The following is a 13,810-nucleotide window of genomic DNA, read 5'->3' on the forward strand; positions in this document are numbered from 1 at the left end:
CTCAGGAAATACGCCGTAACAGGTGGCCCTCGTGTGGGCTCCGATCCCGCGCGACCGGGCGCCGACGAGCGCCTATGAGTAGTACTTCTCCAGGTAGGCGATGGCGACCACGCCCGCCTCGGCGAGTACGCGATCGTCGCCCTTCGGCTCACGCAGGTAAGCGCGCTCGATGAGCGACTCCGCCATCTGGCAGGCGATGTCGAGCCGGAACACGAGCTCCTCGCTGTAATCGAAGCCGTAGCTGGCGGCGAGGATCTCCGCGACGCGCTCCGCGAACTCGTGCACGTGATCCACGGTGACGGCGCCCTCGTCGACGCCGCGCACTTCCTCGAACCGCATGATGCGGAACCCGGGCTCGGTGCGGAACATGCCTGCGAACCGGGCGACGAGCAGTGCCATGGCATCCTGCCAGGTCGCGGGCTGCTTGCGCTCGAGCTCTTCGGAGGCCGCCAGGCGGTATCGCCTCACGGCGCGGTCGCGCAGCGCGACGAGCAAGGCGATGCGATCCGGGAAGTAGCGGTACACCGTACCGATGGATGCCCCGCTCAGCTCGGCGACCTGTGCCGTGGTCAGCCGGTCGAAGCCGACCTCGTCGACCACCGATGCCGCCGCGTCGAGCAGGGCGTCGATCCGCGCCAGACTCCGCTCCTGAGCCGGCTCGACGCGCAGCGCTCCCGCGTTCACGATCTCCTGCGTTCCGACGAGGATCTCTTCGATCATCTTCCGGCCAGCTCCCTTCCTCCGTGCACGACGCTGCGCCCGCTCGTCGAATATGCCCGATGCGACGGTACCCGACTGTTCTTCAGGTTGACAGGGATACCGCCCCTTCTCATCGAGGTCGCGGCCCGTGAAAGACTGTACCGATGGCCCGACGTCCCCGCTCCGTGACGAGGATGCATCGCGCCGCGCGCATCGAGGATGCCTTCCACGGTTTTCGGGCTCGACGTGCGCTGAAGCGCGGGTACTTGCCGACGGTGCTCTCCTACACGGGATACGGGACGACCGAGTGGATCAGGGTGCTCGGACGCGTCGTGCTCGCGAAGGATCCGCGGCCCGGCTCGCGCGCTGAGCGCAAGAATCGCAAGCGCGAGGAGAGCGTGCGCGGATGGCGCAGCTTCGTCAGCGTGCCGTACAGCGAGGTCGACGTGGTCGTCGAGGTCGACGGCACGAAGCTCGCCGTGCGACCGGACCGCGGCGGTGTCATCGACGAGGTGATCCCCGTGCGGCTCGAGCCAGGCACCCACACCGTGACGCTGCGTGCGGACACCAGCGACCACGCCGCGACGTCGCCCGTGCTGGTGGCGCCCGATGAGGCATCCTTCGGGCTGATCTCCGATGTCGACGACACCGTCATGGTGACGGCGCTCCCTCGCCCGCTGCTTGCGGCATGGAACACGTTCGTGCTCGACGAGCACGCTCGGGTGCCCACGCCGGGGATGGCCGTGCTGCTGGAACGGCTCGCCGCGACGCATCCGAACGCGCCCGTGCTCTACCTCTCCACGGGTGCTTGGAACGTGGCGCCTGCGGTGACGCGGTTCCTCTCCCGTAATCTCTTTCCGGCCGGGGCCCTTCTGCTCACCGACTGGGGGCCGACGCACGATCGCTGGTTCCGCAGCGGCCGTGAGCACAAGGAGCAGAGCCTGCAGCGCCTGGTCCGCGAGTTCCCGGCCGTCAAGTGGCTGCTGGTCGGCGACGACGGCCAGCACGACGAGGCGATCTACGCGGCGTTCGCGAAGGAACACCCCGGCAACGTGGCAGCGGTGGCCATCCGGCAGCTCTCGAACGCGGAGTCCGTACTCGCCGGCGGTCGTTCGACGGCGGAGAAGCACGCCCAGACGAGCGGGGTCCCGTGGGTGTACGGCGCTGATGGCGCCGATCTGCTGACGCAGCTCAAGGACCTCGGTATCCAGGTCTGAGCGCTGAGTGTCGCCGGCTGCTGCGATCATGAGCGGATGACGGCCCCGCCTCAACAAGCATGGTTTCGCGCCCAGCGTCTCCGTTCGCAGCACCTGGACGGCCGAGCGGCCAGCCCGCTCGAGGTCGTGCGCACGCTGGGAGCCGTTCAGGCGCAGAACGGTTCGGCTGCCCGATGGGCCATCGGCGTGCGCTCCCCCGGATGCGCGCAGGCCGACATCGAGCGGCTCTTCGATTCCGGCGACCTGGTGCGTTCGTGGACGATGCGCGGGACTCTGCACATCGTCGCCGCGGACGACCTCGGATGGATGCTCGCACTCACGTCGGCCAGGCAACGTGCGGCGGTCGCGCGTGAGGCCCGCGTTCGCGGCATGGACGAATCGGAGTTCGAGCGCGCATCCGAGCTGATCGTTCAGGACGTGGAGCAGAACGGGCCGCGTACGAGGGCGGTGGCGCTGAGCACGTTGGAGGGGGCCGGCATCCCTGTCGGCGACGAACGCGGATACCGCTTCATCAGAGACGCAGCTCTGCGCGGGCGCGTCGCCTGGGGACCGATGCGCGGCAAGCAACCGCAACTCGTGCTCGTGCAGCCCGCAGGTGAGCACGACCGTGACGAACTGCTGGCAAGGTACCTGGTGCGATATGTCGCGGGACACGCACCGGCGACCGTCCGCGATTTCGCCTGGTGGTCCGGCCTGACTCTCACGGACGCACGGCGCGCACGCGAGGCGGCCGGCTCGGCGCTCGAGACCGCCGGCGACGAGGAATGGCTGATCGAAGCAGGGCGCACGCAGAGCGACGCGATTGCCTCGACGCCCTCTGGGGTGCAGGCGGTCCCCGGCTGGGACGAGTACGTACTCGGCTATGCCGATCGCAGTCCGGTGCTCGACCCGGAGTTCGCGCCGCGAGTCTCTGCGACGGGCAACGGTGTATTCCTTCCGACCATCCTCTCGGCCGGCCGTGTCGTGGGGACATGGCGGCAGAGTGTGCAGGGACCGCGCGTTGTCGCGCAAGCGCAGCCGTTCACGCGGCTGACGGCGGCGGAGCAGCGCGGCTTCGACGGCTCGATGCACCGGCTCTCCCAGTTCCTCGGTCTCGAGGCCGCGCCGCGATAGAGGCGATTCAGGCGAGGACGAGCAAGCTTGCTCGCTCGTCGGAGCCGATTGAGCCAGTGGGCGCCGAAGGCGCGATAGGTTCGGCGTATGCCAGACGACCTGACGAAGGCGCCGAAGGCCGGCGACCTTCCGAAGACGCTCTCCCCTCGTCGCCTCGAGGCGTACTCAGACGGCGTCTTCGCCATCGCCGCGACTCTGCTGGTGTTAGACCTCAGCATCTCCGAATTCCACGTCGGTTCGAATCCCTCGGACGCCGCAGTGTGGAAGGCACTCTTCGAGATCAGCGACAAGCTCGTCAGCTTCGTCATCAGCTTCCTGATCCTCGGCGTGCTGTGGGGCATTCACGTTCGTCAGTTCGAGTTCGTGGAGCGCGTGGATCAGGTCGTGCTCACGCTCAACACGTTCCGTCTGCTCGGGGTCGTGCTCGTGCCGTTCACGACGACGGTCACCGACAACTTCAGCGGGACCGTCCCCGGACGGTTCCTGCTGCCGCTCAACTTCTTCTTGATCGTCGCGGTGAGCCTCTGGCAGTGGTGGTACATCTCCTCGTCGGCACGCAGTCTCACACCGAACATCTCCGATCGCTACCGACGCATCTCGCGTCGCAACGCGCTGGTCGCGGCGATCATGGCGGGCATCATTGCGATCGCGTCGATCTGGATCGGCTCGTTCGCGTTCCTGCTCTTCCTGCTGAATAACGTGGTCGACGTGCTCGATCGGCGCGAGGCGAAGAAGGAGCCTGGCCGGCGCACCCGCGCGGAACGACGCGGCGGAGCGTGACCGGCGCGAGCGCGATCATCCCTTGACCGCCCCGCCGAGCCCGCCGCCGCGCAGGAACGTGCGCTGGAAGATGAGGAAGATGACGACCGGGATGAGCGTGGCGATCGTGAGCGCCGCCAGATACACACCCAGGTCGGTGGAGGACTGGATCTGCGGGAGCCGCACCGACAGCGGCTGAATGCCGATGTCTTTCAGCACGAGGTTCGGCCAGAGGAAGTCTGCCCACGCCGCGTTGATCGCGAACACCGAGACCACGCCGAGGATGGGCTTCGACATGGGCAGCACGATCGACCAGAACAACCGGAACGTTCCCGCCCCGTCGGTCTTGGCCGCCTCGAACACCTCCTTGGGGAGGCTGTCGAAGAATCGCATGACGAGGAGCACGTTGAACGCGCTCGCACCCGCGGGCAGCCACACCGCCCAGAACGTGTTGATCAGCGAGTGCCCGATGAGCGGCGGGTGCAGCACCGTCAGATACAGCGGAACGAGCAGCACCACGGCGGGCACGAAAAGCGTCGCGAGCACGAGCCCGCTGATCAGCTTGCCGTACTTGGGTCGCAGCACCGAGAGCGCGAAGCCGCCCGTGGTGGCGACCAGGAGCTGCACGGCCCACTCGCCCGCGGCCATCCAGATCGTATTGAAGAAGAAGTCGCCGATCTGCACGTCATTCCATGCCTTCACGACGTTCGACCAGTCGACGCCGCCCGGAAAGAGGGCGAGCGGATGCGCGAGCGTGTCCTGAGTCGGCGTGATCGCCGATTTGAGCAACCAGAGCAGGGGCAGCAGTCCCGCCACGACCAGGCAGACGCCGAGCAGCACGTTCAGCGCGGTGCCGAGCACGCGCACATGCGGTCGTCTCCGATCAGTGGCAGAAAGAATGCCCCTGTCGCCAGCCTCCTGCACGATCTGTCTGCGCTTTCGCGCTTTCGCTTCGAGCCTCTGCCCGGGGAGCTCGGCTTCCTGCACGGGCTGCTGAGCCGGAACGGTGGTGGTCAATTGTCGCTCCATCTCGCGGTGAGCCGGAAGTACACGATCGACAGGATCGCCAGGAAGGCAGCAAGCATCAGGCTGAGCGCGGTCGCCTGGCCGTAGGCGCCCCCGAGGGACTGCGTGAACGCGTACTGGTAGATGAGCAGCAGGATCGTCGTGGTCGAGTTGACCGGGCCGCCGCCGGTGAACAGGAACGGCTGAAGGAACACCTGGGCGGTGGCGATGATCTGCAGGATCAGCGTGATGAAGAGGATGCCCCGCAGCTGCGGCAGCGTCACGTGCCAGATCTTTCCCCAGATGGATGCGCCATCCACCTCTGCCGCGTCGTACAGGTCGGGCGAGACGGAGGTGAGCGCAGCCAGGTAGATGATGATCGTTCCGCCTGCGCCTGCCCACGTCGCCTCCAGTACCAGGGAGGGCATGGCGGTGACGGCATCCTGAATCCATGGCTGTGGAGGAATGCCGACCCAGCCGAGGATCGTGTTGAACACACCGTTCGGGCTCGCGTCGTAGAAGATCTTCCAGAGCAGCACCGAGACGACCGGCGGGATCACCACCGGAAGGTAGGCGAGCACGCTGTAGAAGCCCTTCATGCGCTTCACCTCGCTCATCAACACGGCGGCGACGAGCGGGATCGGGTAGCCGAAGAGCAGCGCGAGCAGGGCGAAGAAGCCGGTGTTGCGCACGGCGATCCAGAACACCGGGTCCTCGAAGACGGCGACGAAGTTGTCCCAGCCGACGAAGACGGGTGCAGTCACGAGGTTGGTCTTCTGGAAGCTCATGATCACGGCTTCGACGATCGGGGTCCAGGAGAAGACGCCGAAGATGATCAGGAGCGGCAGGAGGAAGAGGAGCGTGGTCAGCCCGCCGCGCTGCACCCACGTGACCGGGTTGTGGCGGCGCCGGGTGCGGGCGGCCTTCGCCACCCGCACCCGCGCCGGGGAATCAACGGTCATCGTGCTACTTGCTGTCGGCGTCGACCAGCGCCTGCACCTTGGTGTCGACGCCCTTCAGCATGGTGTCGACGTCGGCGTTCTGATTCGTCAGCACGGCCTGCACGACCGCGTCGAGCGCCCCGTACAGATCCTGGGTGTGCGACGGCGGCTCCGGCGAGATCTTCTGGTTGAAGATGTTGTCGTTGAACGGCTTCAGATTCTCGACCGGGATGTTGTCGTACGGCTTGATCCACTCCTGGTTCTGCTCCCAGGTGGCCTTGTCGAACACCGGCAATGTCGGAGCATTCACGGCCTGATCCCCCTTCGCGAGGGTCTTCGCGTTGTTCACTGCCGCCGTCTTGTCCACGGTCGGCTGCGTGCGGTAGAAGTCGATCCACTTCACCGCCGCCGCGATCTGCTCAGGGCTGTCCTTGACGTTCACCACATCGACGTTGCCGCCGGAGAGGATGCCCGCATTCGGGCTCGAAGAGAGCGGGAACGTGGTCACCCCGTACTTCTTCTGGTCGAAGCCGTTGGCCTGCATGAGCGAGCCGATGACATCCGATCCGCTCATGTACATGGCCACCTGGTCTGAGGCGAACGCCTGGTTGATGCCACTCCAGTCGAACAGGAAGTTGCTGCCCATCGCGTTGTCGTCCCAGCGCAGCTTCTTCAGCCAGGCGAGGGCCTGCTTCGTCTGCGGGTTGTCGGCCGTGACGGTGACCTTGCCGTCGGAGCCCACCTTCTCGAGCTTGCCGCCGAGTGACTGCGTGAGGGTCGCCAGCTCCCATCCTCCGGTGTTGTCCTTCGTCATCTGCATGTAGCCGGCGACACCGGGCACCTTCTGGGAGATGATCTTCGCGTCCTGCTCGATCTCATCCAGAGTGGTCGGCGGCTTGTCGGGGTCGAGCCCCGCCTTCGTGAAGATGTCGCGGTTGTACGACAGCGCCATCGCGTACGGGCCCCACGGGATGCCGTACACCTTGCCGTCTTTGCCCGTCGCGACATCCAGCACGTTCTTGTTCCACTTGCCGGCGGTCGCGGTCTGCTTGAAGTACTTCGTGATGTCGGCGAGCTGGCCATTGTTCGCGAGCGTCTTCGAGTCGGTGAACGGCACGTTGAACACGTCGGGCAGCGTTCCGCCGGCAAGCTCGGCCGCGAACGTCGTGCCGGTCCACTGGTACTCGATCGCCTTGACGTTGATGTTCGGGTACTTCTTCTCGAACTGCTGCACGCGATCGTGCAGCGCCTTCAGCGCGTCGGCCGTCGCGCCGGGCAGCACGGGCGCGACGACGAGGTTGACCTTGCCGTCGTCGCCTCCGCCGCTGCTCGAGGAGCATCCGCTCAGGATGCCCACACCGGCCAGTGCCGCTGCGGCGAGTACCGCGAGCTTTCCTGGTGACTTCATTGTCGTGTCCTTTCGTTCGAAGGTGATTGCAGGTTGGTCAAGTGGTTGCGGGGTTGGCGAGCCATGCCGTGGAGTCGGGTGGCAGCATTCCGTTCTCCAGCGGGCTGCTGGCCAGAAGGATGCCGCCGCTTTCGGGCAGCTCGATGCTGTGCGTGGAGAGATTGGTGACCGAGAGGAAGTGCTCGCCGCGGTCGAAGGCGAGCACGTCGGGCTTCGATTCGCGCCAGGAGAAGGACGCGCCGGATTCCCGGTTCAGTGCCCTGCGGATGCGCAGTGCCTGCTTGTACAGCCAGAGCATGGACGACGGGTCGGCCTGCTGCGCCTGCACCGTGAGCGCTGCCCAGGAGTCCGGCTGCGGAAGCCACGGTTTCGCGGGAGCCTCCGCCGGGCTGAATCCGAAGGGTGGGCGCACACCACTCCACGGAAGCGGCACCCGGCATCCGTCTCTCCCAGGATCGACGCCGCCGGAGCGGAAGTGCATGGGATCCTCCAGCAACTCCTCGGGAAGGTCCTCCACCTCGGGCAGTCCCAGTTCGTCGCCCTGGTAGATGTACAGGGCGCCGGGGAGCGCTGCCGTGAGCAGGGCTGCGGCCCGCGCACGCCGGGTTCCCTGGGCGAGGTCCGTCGGTATGCCCGCGCGCTTCTTGGCGAACGCGAACGAGCTGTCCTCCCGGCCATACCTGGTCACCGGGCGTGTGACATCGTGATTGGAGAGAACCCAGGTCGATGGGGCGCCGACCGGAGCGTGCGCGCGCAGGGTCTCGTCGATCGACGCCCGCAGCTCACGGGCATCCCACGGGCGCGCCAGGAAGTCGAAGTTGAACGCGGTGTGCAGCTCGTCGTCGCGCAGGTACTTCGCGAAGCGATCGATGTCGGGCAGCCAGAGCTCGCCGACCAGCACCCTGCTGCCCGGGTACGAGTCCGCGATGGTGCGCCAGTCGCGGTAGATGTCGTGCAGCTCGTCGCGGTCCTGGGTGGGATGCTCGCCTGGCCTCGGGTGCTCCGGAACCTCTGGCAGGGCCGCATCCTTCACCAGCAGCGCGGCGGAGTCGACGCGAACACCACCTACACCGCGATCGAACCAGAACCTGAGCACGTCTTCGTGCATGCGGCGCACGTCGGGATGATTCCAGTTCAGGTCCGGCTGCTGAGGCGTGAAGAGGTGCAGGTACCACTCCCCTGGCGTGCCGTCGGGATTCGTCGTGCGCGTCCAGGTCTCGCCCGAGAAGTTGGACTCCCAGTGCGTCGGCATCTCGGCACCGTCGGAGCCCTTGCCGGGGTGAAACCAGAATCGTTCGCGCTCAGGCGAGCCGGAGCCGGCCGCCAGGGCGGCCTGGAACCATGCGTGGCGGTCGGAGATGTGGTTCGGAACGATGTCGATGATCGTGCGGATGCCTAGGGACAAGGCGTCCCGGATCAGTGCCTCGGCCTCCTCGAGAGTTCCGAAGCGCGGGTCGATCGACGTGTAGTCGGCGACGTCGTAGCCGCCGTCCGCCAGCGGCGATGCGTACCAGGGCGTGAACCAGATGGCGTCGACGCCGAGGTCCTTCAGGTATCCCAGTCGGCGGCGGACGCCCGCCAGGTCGCCGATGCCGTCACCGTTGCCGTCGGCAAAGCTGCGCGGATAGATCTGGTAGATCGTCGCGTGACGCCACCACAGCGGGTCGTCGTCCGACGGGCCGGCCGGAGCGATGGGCGCGGGAGATACCGCATCGGCGAGGGAGGGCACGTTCAAGGAGGGAGCCTTTCGTAGGCAGCGACCGTGGTGCGAAAGGCGGCGCTGCCGGAGCACGAGAGCGAATGGTGAGTCGGCCGACATCGGATGCCCGTGCGGCTTGAGAACTCAAGGTAGCTATCTCGACAAAATGACGCAAGAACTAAACATTGAGCAACTGGCTTACGCGGGATTGCGCTCGGTTGCAGTCGTGAGCCTCTCGAAAGACCCGTCGAGCAGTGCGGAGATCAGCGCGGAGCCGGTCCCGTGGACGCACGGACCACAAGCTCCGGCTCGAAGAGGAACTCGTCGACCGAGGGCCTCACGCCGCTGATCTGCGCGGTGAGCAGTTCCATGACCATCCGGCCCATAGGCTCGATCGGCTGACGCACAGTCGTCAGTGGCGGCTCCACGCATCCCATCAGAGCGGAGTCGTCGTACCCGACGACCGAAACGTCTTCGGGCACGCGTAGCCCCGCGCGACGAACTGCCCGGATCACACCGAGCGCGAGAGGGTCGCTCGCGCAGACGATCGCAGTGACGCCGGTGCCCAGCAGCTTCGTGGCTGCCGCCTGGCCGGCTTCGAGGGAGTACAGGGATCGCACCACGAGCCGTTCGTCGAACTCGTCTCCCGCGCGGGCGGTCTCGGCCTTCGCGGACTCGTACTTGCGCTTCGACGGCACGTGATCGTGCGGGCCCAGTACATAGCCGATCCGGCTGTGGCCGAGTTGGTGGAGGTGTCGCACAGCGAGCCGGGTCGCGACGCCGTCGTCGCACGACACGGTCGGAAAACCGATGCCCTCGGCCGGAGCGCTCACGAGAACCGTCGGCAGCTTCACCTCTCGCAGCTTCTCGTAGTGATCGTGCGCGCCGAGCTCTTGGGTGTACAGGCCGCCGGCGAACACGACGCCGGAGACATGCTGTTCCAGGAGCAGGTCGACGTAGTCGGCCTCAGAAATGCCGCCGGCCGTCTGGGTGCAGAGCACCGGCGTATAGCCGTTCTGCGCGAGGGATCCGCCCACAACCTCGGCGAAGGCCGGGAAGATCGGGTTCGACAGCTCGGGCAGCACAAGTCCGACGAGCCGGGCGCGCTCCCCGCGCAGCTTCGTCGGTCGCTCGTAGCCCAGCACGTCGAGCGCCGTCAGCACCGCCTGCCGTGTCGCCTCGCTCACTCCGGGCTTCTCGTTCAGCACGCGACTCACCGTTGCTTCACTGACGCCTACCTTGCGCGCCACTTCGGCGAGTCGTTTGGCCATGGAGCAATTCTTGCAATTGCTTGCAGTAGAACGCAAGATCCCGACATCACCCGCCATCCTTCGGAGTCCCTCGGCCCATAGCATGTCCCCATGCCGAAAGCCGCGCGCGGTCTCGCTCTGGCCTGTCATCCGGGGCCCGCGCTCGTGGTCACCGTGATCGCCGCGGTGCTGGGGGCATCCGTCGGCTATCCGGCTGCCCGAGTGGCGCTACTCGCGGCCGCGATACTGGCCGGCCAGCTCTCCGTCGGTTGGTCGAACGACTGGATCGACGCCGAACGAGACCGATCGGTGGCCCGCGACGACAAACCCATCGCCGTGGGACTGGTCTCTCGCGGCACGGTCGGTGCGGCGGCCTGGATCGCTCTCGCGGCCGCGCTGGTACTGACCGTCCCGCTCGGCGTGCCCGCGCTCGTCGCCCATGCGATCGCGATCGGCAGCGCGTGGGCCTACAACGCCTGGCTGAAGCGCACCGTGTTCTCGGTGGTCCCCTATCTCGTAAGCTTCGGGATTTTGCCGGCGATCGTCACCCTGGGGTCCATCGATCCGACGTTCCCGACGTGGTGGGTCGTGACGGCGGGATGCCTGCTCGGCGTGGCTGCACACGTCACGAACGTTCTGCCCGACCTCGAGCAGGACCGTCTCACGGGCATTCGCGGCTTCGCGCATGTGCTCGGAGCACGCGTCGGCGGACTTGTCTCGTTCGGCGCGCTCGCGTTGGTCGGCATCGTCATCGCGGTCGGCGCGATCGGTATCGGCGGGCTGAGCGGTGCAGCAGCCGTGCTCGTGCTCGCCGGCAGCGTCATCACCCTGATGGTGGCGGTGGCAGGGGTACTGCTGACGCTGCGCGGCGAGCGCTCACGGTGGCTGATGCGCCTCATCATGGCTTGCGCGATCGTCGACGTCATCGCGTTGGTCGCTGCGGGTCCGGTGCTGTCGGCCTGATCCGCGGCGCCGGAACGCTCGACTGAGCAAGCCCGTCGCCATCGCCTGAAACCGATCGGCGCTTGTTCTGGATACCGATACCCGACACCACACCGCCCACCAGCAACAGTGCGACGCACACGAGCAGCACGCGCTGCAGCCCGGCCTGCGCGAGCGGCCCGGCCACGATGAAGCCGGCGCACGCGACCGCGACCAGGCCCGCTATACGCGCCACCGCGTTGTTGATCGCTGAACCGATCCCGGCGTGCTCGGGCGGCACGGCGCCGAGAATCGCCGCCGTGAGCGGCGCGACGGTGATGGACAGACCCAGACCGAACACGAGAATGCCTGGCAGCACTTCGAACCAGTAATCGACGCGCGTGCCCATGGTGAGCATGAGCGCATAGCCGCCCGCGGCGACGATGGGACCGATCGCCATGAAGAGCCGGGGACCGATCTTGCCGGAGAGCGCGCCGAAGCGGCCGGAGAGCAGCAGCATCACGACGGTCGACGGGATGAGTGCGAGTCCGGCGAGCGTCGCTTTGTAGCCGGCGACCTCCTGCAGATAGATGCCGATGATCAGGGTGCCGAGCGACAGTGCCGCGTAGACGACGAGAGTGGCCAGATTGCCGACGCCGAAGTTGCGGATGCGGAAGAGGGCGAACGGGAGCATCGGCTGCCGGGAGCGCAACTCGATGATCGCGAACGCGGCGAGTGACAGGCATCCGACCGCGCCTATCCCCCACACCAGAGGGCTCGCCCATCCGACCTGGCTTTGTTCGATGAGGCCGAAGACGACGCCGCCAAGTCCGAGCGCTCCGAGAACGGCGCCGAGGTAGTCGACGTGGCCGTGAGCGTGCTCGTGATCGAGTTGCACACGCCACAGGATGATCACGGTCACCGCGATGGGCAGCGGGTTGATCCAGAACACGAGGCGCCACGACAACGTGTCGACGAACAGCCCGCCGAGCAGCGGACCGGCCAGCATGGCCGCGGACGTCCAGGCAGTCCAACGTCCGATCGCTTTCGGCTGGTCGTCCTCACTGAAGACCTGGATGATGATGGCGAGCGAACTCGGCACGAGAAGCGCACCGGCGATGCCCTGCAGTGCGCGAAACAGTACGAGCGACACACCGTCCGGTGCGAGCGCGCAGGCGATGGAGGCGACGCCGAAGCCGAACAGGCCGATCATCAGGATGCGCTTGCGGCCGAACGCGTCCGAGAGCGAGCCGGCGAGCAGGATGAGCGCACCGAGGGTGATGAGATAGGCATCCACCACCCATTGCTGCAGCACGAGGCCGCCGCCCAGCTCACGCTCGATCGCCGGCAGGGCGACGTTCACGACCGATCCGTCGAGGAACGCGACGAGGGATGCCAGGATCGCCACCGTCAGCACCGCGCGTTGCAAGGAGCTCACCCGGCTCAGTCAAGCACTCGCCCCCGTCATGCGCGCCACCGATTTTCGTCAGGCCATCCGGACCCGGGAACTTGGGCTTATGTCCGCAGGGATGGGCGCCCGACGAGCTCGCGGCATGCCGCGGGATCGCGATGGATCCGCGACAAGATCTGCCTATGGTGGAACCCGTGGCTGTGCGCGCAAACCGGACAGGGACCGACCGACGACGTGTCGGGGCCCGGCTGCGCCTGGCTGCGCTCGGTGCCGCCGTCGCGGTCGCGATCCCGCTCGTGACCGCGCTGCCTGCCCACGCCGACGACTATCCGAGCTGGGACGAGGTGCAGGCCGCGAAGGCGAATGCCGCCGCTGCGCAGGCTGAGTACAACAAGATCGCGGGTCTTATCGCGCAACTCCAGCAGGCAGCCGAGGCGGCCTCCACAGAAGAGTTGAAGAAGGAATTCGAGTACACCGAGGCGAAGAACGCTCTCGATGCGCAGACCAGCAAGCTCGGCTCGATCAATCAACAGGCCGCAACCGCACAGAAGGACGCCACACAGGCGAAGACGCAGTACGGCAAGCTCGCGTCACAGCTCTATATTTCCGGCGGCGGAAGCCTTACGGCGAAGCTCCTGCTGAGCAAGGGGAAGGCCGAGAACTTGCTCGATCAGCTCGGTTCGATGAGCCAGCTCACCGGGCACATCTCCCAGCTGCAGAATTACGCCAAGGAGAAGCAGAACGTAGTGACGTCGCTGCAGGGGCAGGCGAAGCAGGCGGAAGACATCCGCACCAGCCTCGAGCAGGATGCCGACACGAAGTACAAGGCGGCACAGGCGGCGAAGGCTGCAGCCGACGCGGCGCTGGCAACGCAGCAACAGCAGGGTGCCATCCTGCAGGCACAGGCGGCGAGCCTCAATGCGAAGGCGGCCGCGGAGGAACAGCAGCGCAACGACGGGCTTGCGCGCGATGCGGCTGCAGCCCGGGCTGCAGCCGCATCAGCAGGAGGAAGCGGCAGCAATGCCAACGTCAGCGGCGGCGGCAGCTGTACCGCCGGCTGCAGCCCGGGCGCCGCACAGGCATACGCACAAAGCGCAGCGGCATCTCGTTATGGCTGGGGTTCCGACCAGTTCTCCTGCCTCCAGCAGCTGTGGACTATGGAGTCCGGCTGGCGCTGGAACGCCTATAACTCGTCCAGCGCTGCGTACGGCATCCCGCAATCGTGGCCGGCGTGGAAGATGTCGAGCGCCGGCGCAGACTATATGACGAACGGCGACACCCAGATCAACTGGGGTCTCTCATACATCTCGAGCGCCTACGGCAGCCCGTGCGCCGCGTGGGACCACGAGATGTCGCAGAACCCCCACTGGTACTGACCGTACGGGAA

12 protein-coding genes are annotated in these 13,810 nt (G+C 66.7%); 5 read left to right on the forward strand and 7 right to left on the reverse strand.

Features of this window, described 5'->3' with window-relative positions; translation table 11 throughout:
- Window positions 1–72: 72 nt before the first annotated feature.
- Window positions 73–720: a TetR family transcriptional regulator gene (locus ACYVII_RS01100; protein ID WP_460529665.1), complete on the reverse strand. Its 648-nt coding sequence runs from the start codon at window positions 718–720 to the stop codon at window positions 73–75.
- Window positions 721–863: 143 nt separating this feature from the next.
- Here ACYVII_RS01100 and ACYVII_RS01105 point away from each other — a divergent pair, with 143 nt between their 5' ends.
- From ACYVII_RS01105 to ACYVII_RS01115, 3 genes are all read left to right on the forward strand, one after another.
- Window positions 864–1,916 (forward strand): App1 family protein, encoded by a 1,053-nt coding sequence (locus ACYVII_RS01105; protein ID WP_460529667.1) that lies wholly within the window; start codon window positions 864–866, stop codon window positions 1,914–1,916.
- Window positions 1,917–1,952: 36 nt separating this feature from the next.
- Window positions 1,953–3,029: a winged helix DNA-binding domain-containing protein gene (locus ACYVII_RS01110; protein ID WP_460529670.1), complete on the forward strand. Its 1,077-nt coding sequence runs from the start codon at window positions 1,953–1,955 to the stop codon at window positions 3,027–3,029.
- Between the two features lie 87 nt (window positions 3,030–3,116).
- The gene (locus ACYVII_RS01115; protein WP_460529672.1) at window positions 3,117–3,809 is read left to right on the forward strand and encodes a TMEM175 family protein; all 693 of its coding nucleotides are present in this window, start codon (window positions 3,117–3,119) and stop codon (window positions 3,807–3,809) included.
- Window positions 3,810–3,824: 15 nt separating this feature from the next.
- On the opposite strand, the gene ACYVII_RS01120 is transcribed toward ACYVII_RS01115, so the two are convergent.
- From ACYVII_RS01120 to ACYVII_RS01140, 5 genes are all read right to left on the reverse strand, one after another.
- Window positions 3,825–4,805, reverse strand: a complete 981-nt coding sequence (locus ACYVII_RS01120) for a carbohydrate ABC transporter permease (protein ID WP_460529675.1) — start codon at window positions 4,803–4,805, stop codon at window positions 3,825–3,827.
- Complete coding sequence (locus tag ACYVII_RS01125; RefSeq protein WP_460529678.1) at window positions 4,802–5,755, reverse strand: carbohydrate ABC transporter permease; 954 nt, start codon at window positions 5,753–5,755, stop codon at window positions 4,802–4,804. Before ACYVII_RS01125 ends, ACYVII_RS01120 begins: the two co-directional genes overlap by 4 nt.
- Window positions 5,756–5,759: 4 nt before the next feature.
- On the reverse strand, window positions 5,760–7,142 hold the full coding sequence (locus ACYVII_RS01130; protein WP_460529681.1) for a type 2 periplasmic-binding domain-containing protein: 1,383 nt from the start codon (window positions 7,140–7,142) through the stop codon (window positions 5,760–5,762).
- Window positions 7,143–7,179: 37 nt separating this feature from the next.
- Window positions 7,180–8,835, reverse strand: a complete 1,656-nt coding sequence (locus ACYVII_RS01135; RefSeq protein WP_460530511.1) for a glycoside hydrolase family 13 protein — start codon at window positions 8,833–8,835, stop codon at window positions 7,180–7,182.
- Window positions 8,836–9,104: 269 nt separating this feature from the next.
- The gene (locus ACYVII_RS01140) at window positions 9,105–10,112 is read right to left on the reverse strand and encodes a LacI family DNA-binding transcriptional regulator (protein WP_460529684.1); all 1,008 of its coding nucleotides are present in this window, start codon (window positions 10,110–10,112) and stop codon (window positions 9,105–9,107) included.
- Window positions 10,113–10,202: 90 nt separating this feature from the next.
- Here ACYVII_RS01140 and ACYVII_RS01145 point away from each other — a divergent pair, with 90 nt between their 5' ends.
- A complete protein-coding gene (locus ACYVII_RS01145; RefSeq protein WP_460529687.1) occupies window positions 10,203–11,054 on the forward strand; it encodes a UbiA family prenyltransferase in 852 nt (283 codons plus the stop codon).
- Here the strand turns inward: ACYVII_RS01145 and ACYVII_RS01150 are convergent.
- On the reverse strand, window positions 11,014–12,450 hold the full coding sequence (locus tag ACYVII_RS01150) for a DHA2 family efflux MFS transporter permease subunit (protein WP_460529690.1): 1,437 nt from the start codon (window positions 12,448–12,450) through the stop codon (window positions 11,014–11,016). The two genes, ACYVII_RS01145 and ACYVII_RS01150, sit on opposite strands and share 41 nt — an antisense overlap.
- Window positions 12,451–12,617: 167 nt before the next feature.
- On the opposite strand from ACYVII_RS01150, the gene ACYVII_RS01155 reads away from it, so the two are divergent.
- Window positions 12,618–13,799 (forward strand): coiled-coil domain-containing protein, encoded by a 1,182-nt coding sequence (locus tag ACYVII_RS01155; RefSeq protein ID WP_460529693.1) that lies wholly within the window; start codon window positions 12,618–12,620, stop codon window positions 13,797–13,799.
- The last annotated feature ends 11 nt before the right edge of the window (window positions 13,800–13,810 follow it).

The sequence above is a fragment of the Humibacter ginsengiterrae genome (assembly GCF_054780115.1).

What these genes read in the sequence shown, in the direction of transcription:
- ACYVII_RS01145 (WP_460529687.1), top strand. Translation starts at nt 10,203, where the DNA reads ATGCCGAAAGCCGCGCGCGGTCTCGCTCTGGCCTGTCATCCGGGGCCC.
- ACYVII_RS01130 (WP_460529681.1), bottom strand. Translation starts at nt 7,142, where the DNA reads ATGAAGTCACCAGGAAAGCTCGCGGTACTCGCCGCAGCGGCACTGGCC.
- ACYVII_RS01110 (WP_460529670.1), top strand. Translation starts at nt 1,953, where the DNA reads ATGACGGCCCCGCCTCAACAAGCATGGTTTCGCGCCCAGCGTCTCCGT.
- ACYVII_RS01115 (WP_460529672.1), top strand. Translation starts at nt 3,117, where the DNA reads ATGCCAGACGACCTGACGAAGGCGCCGAAGGCCGGCGACCTTCCGAAG.
- ACYVII_RS01105 (WP_460529667.1), top strand. Translation starts at nt 864, where the DNA reads ATGGCCCGACGTCCCCGCTCCGTGACGAGGATGCATCGCGCCGCGCGC.
- ACYVII_RS01125 (WP_460529678.1), bottom strand. Translation starts at nt 5,755, where the DNA reads ATGACCGTTGATTCCCCGGCGCGGGTGCGGGTGGCGAAGGCCGCCCGC.
- ACYVII_RS01140 (WP_460529684.1), bottom strand. Translation starts at nt 10,112, where the DNA reads ATGGCCAAACGACTCGCCGAAGTGGCGCGCAAGGTAGGCGTCAGTGAA.
- ACYVII_RS01100 (WP_460529665.1), bottom strand. Translation starts at nt 720, where the DNA reads ATGATCGAAGAGATCCTCGTCGGAACGCAGGAGATCGTGAACGCGGGA.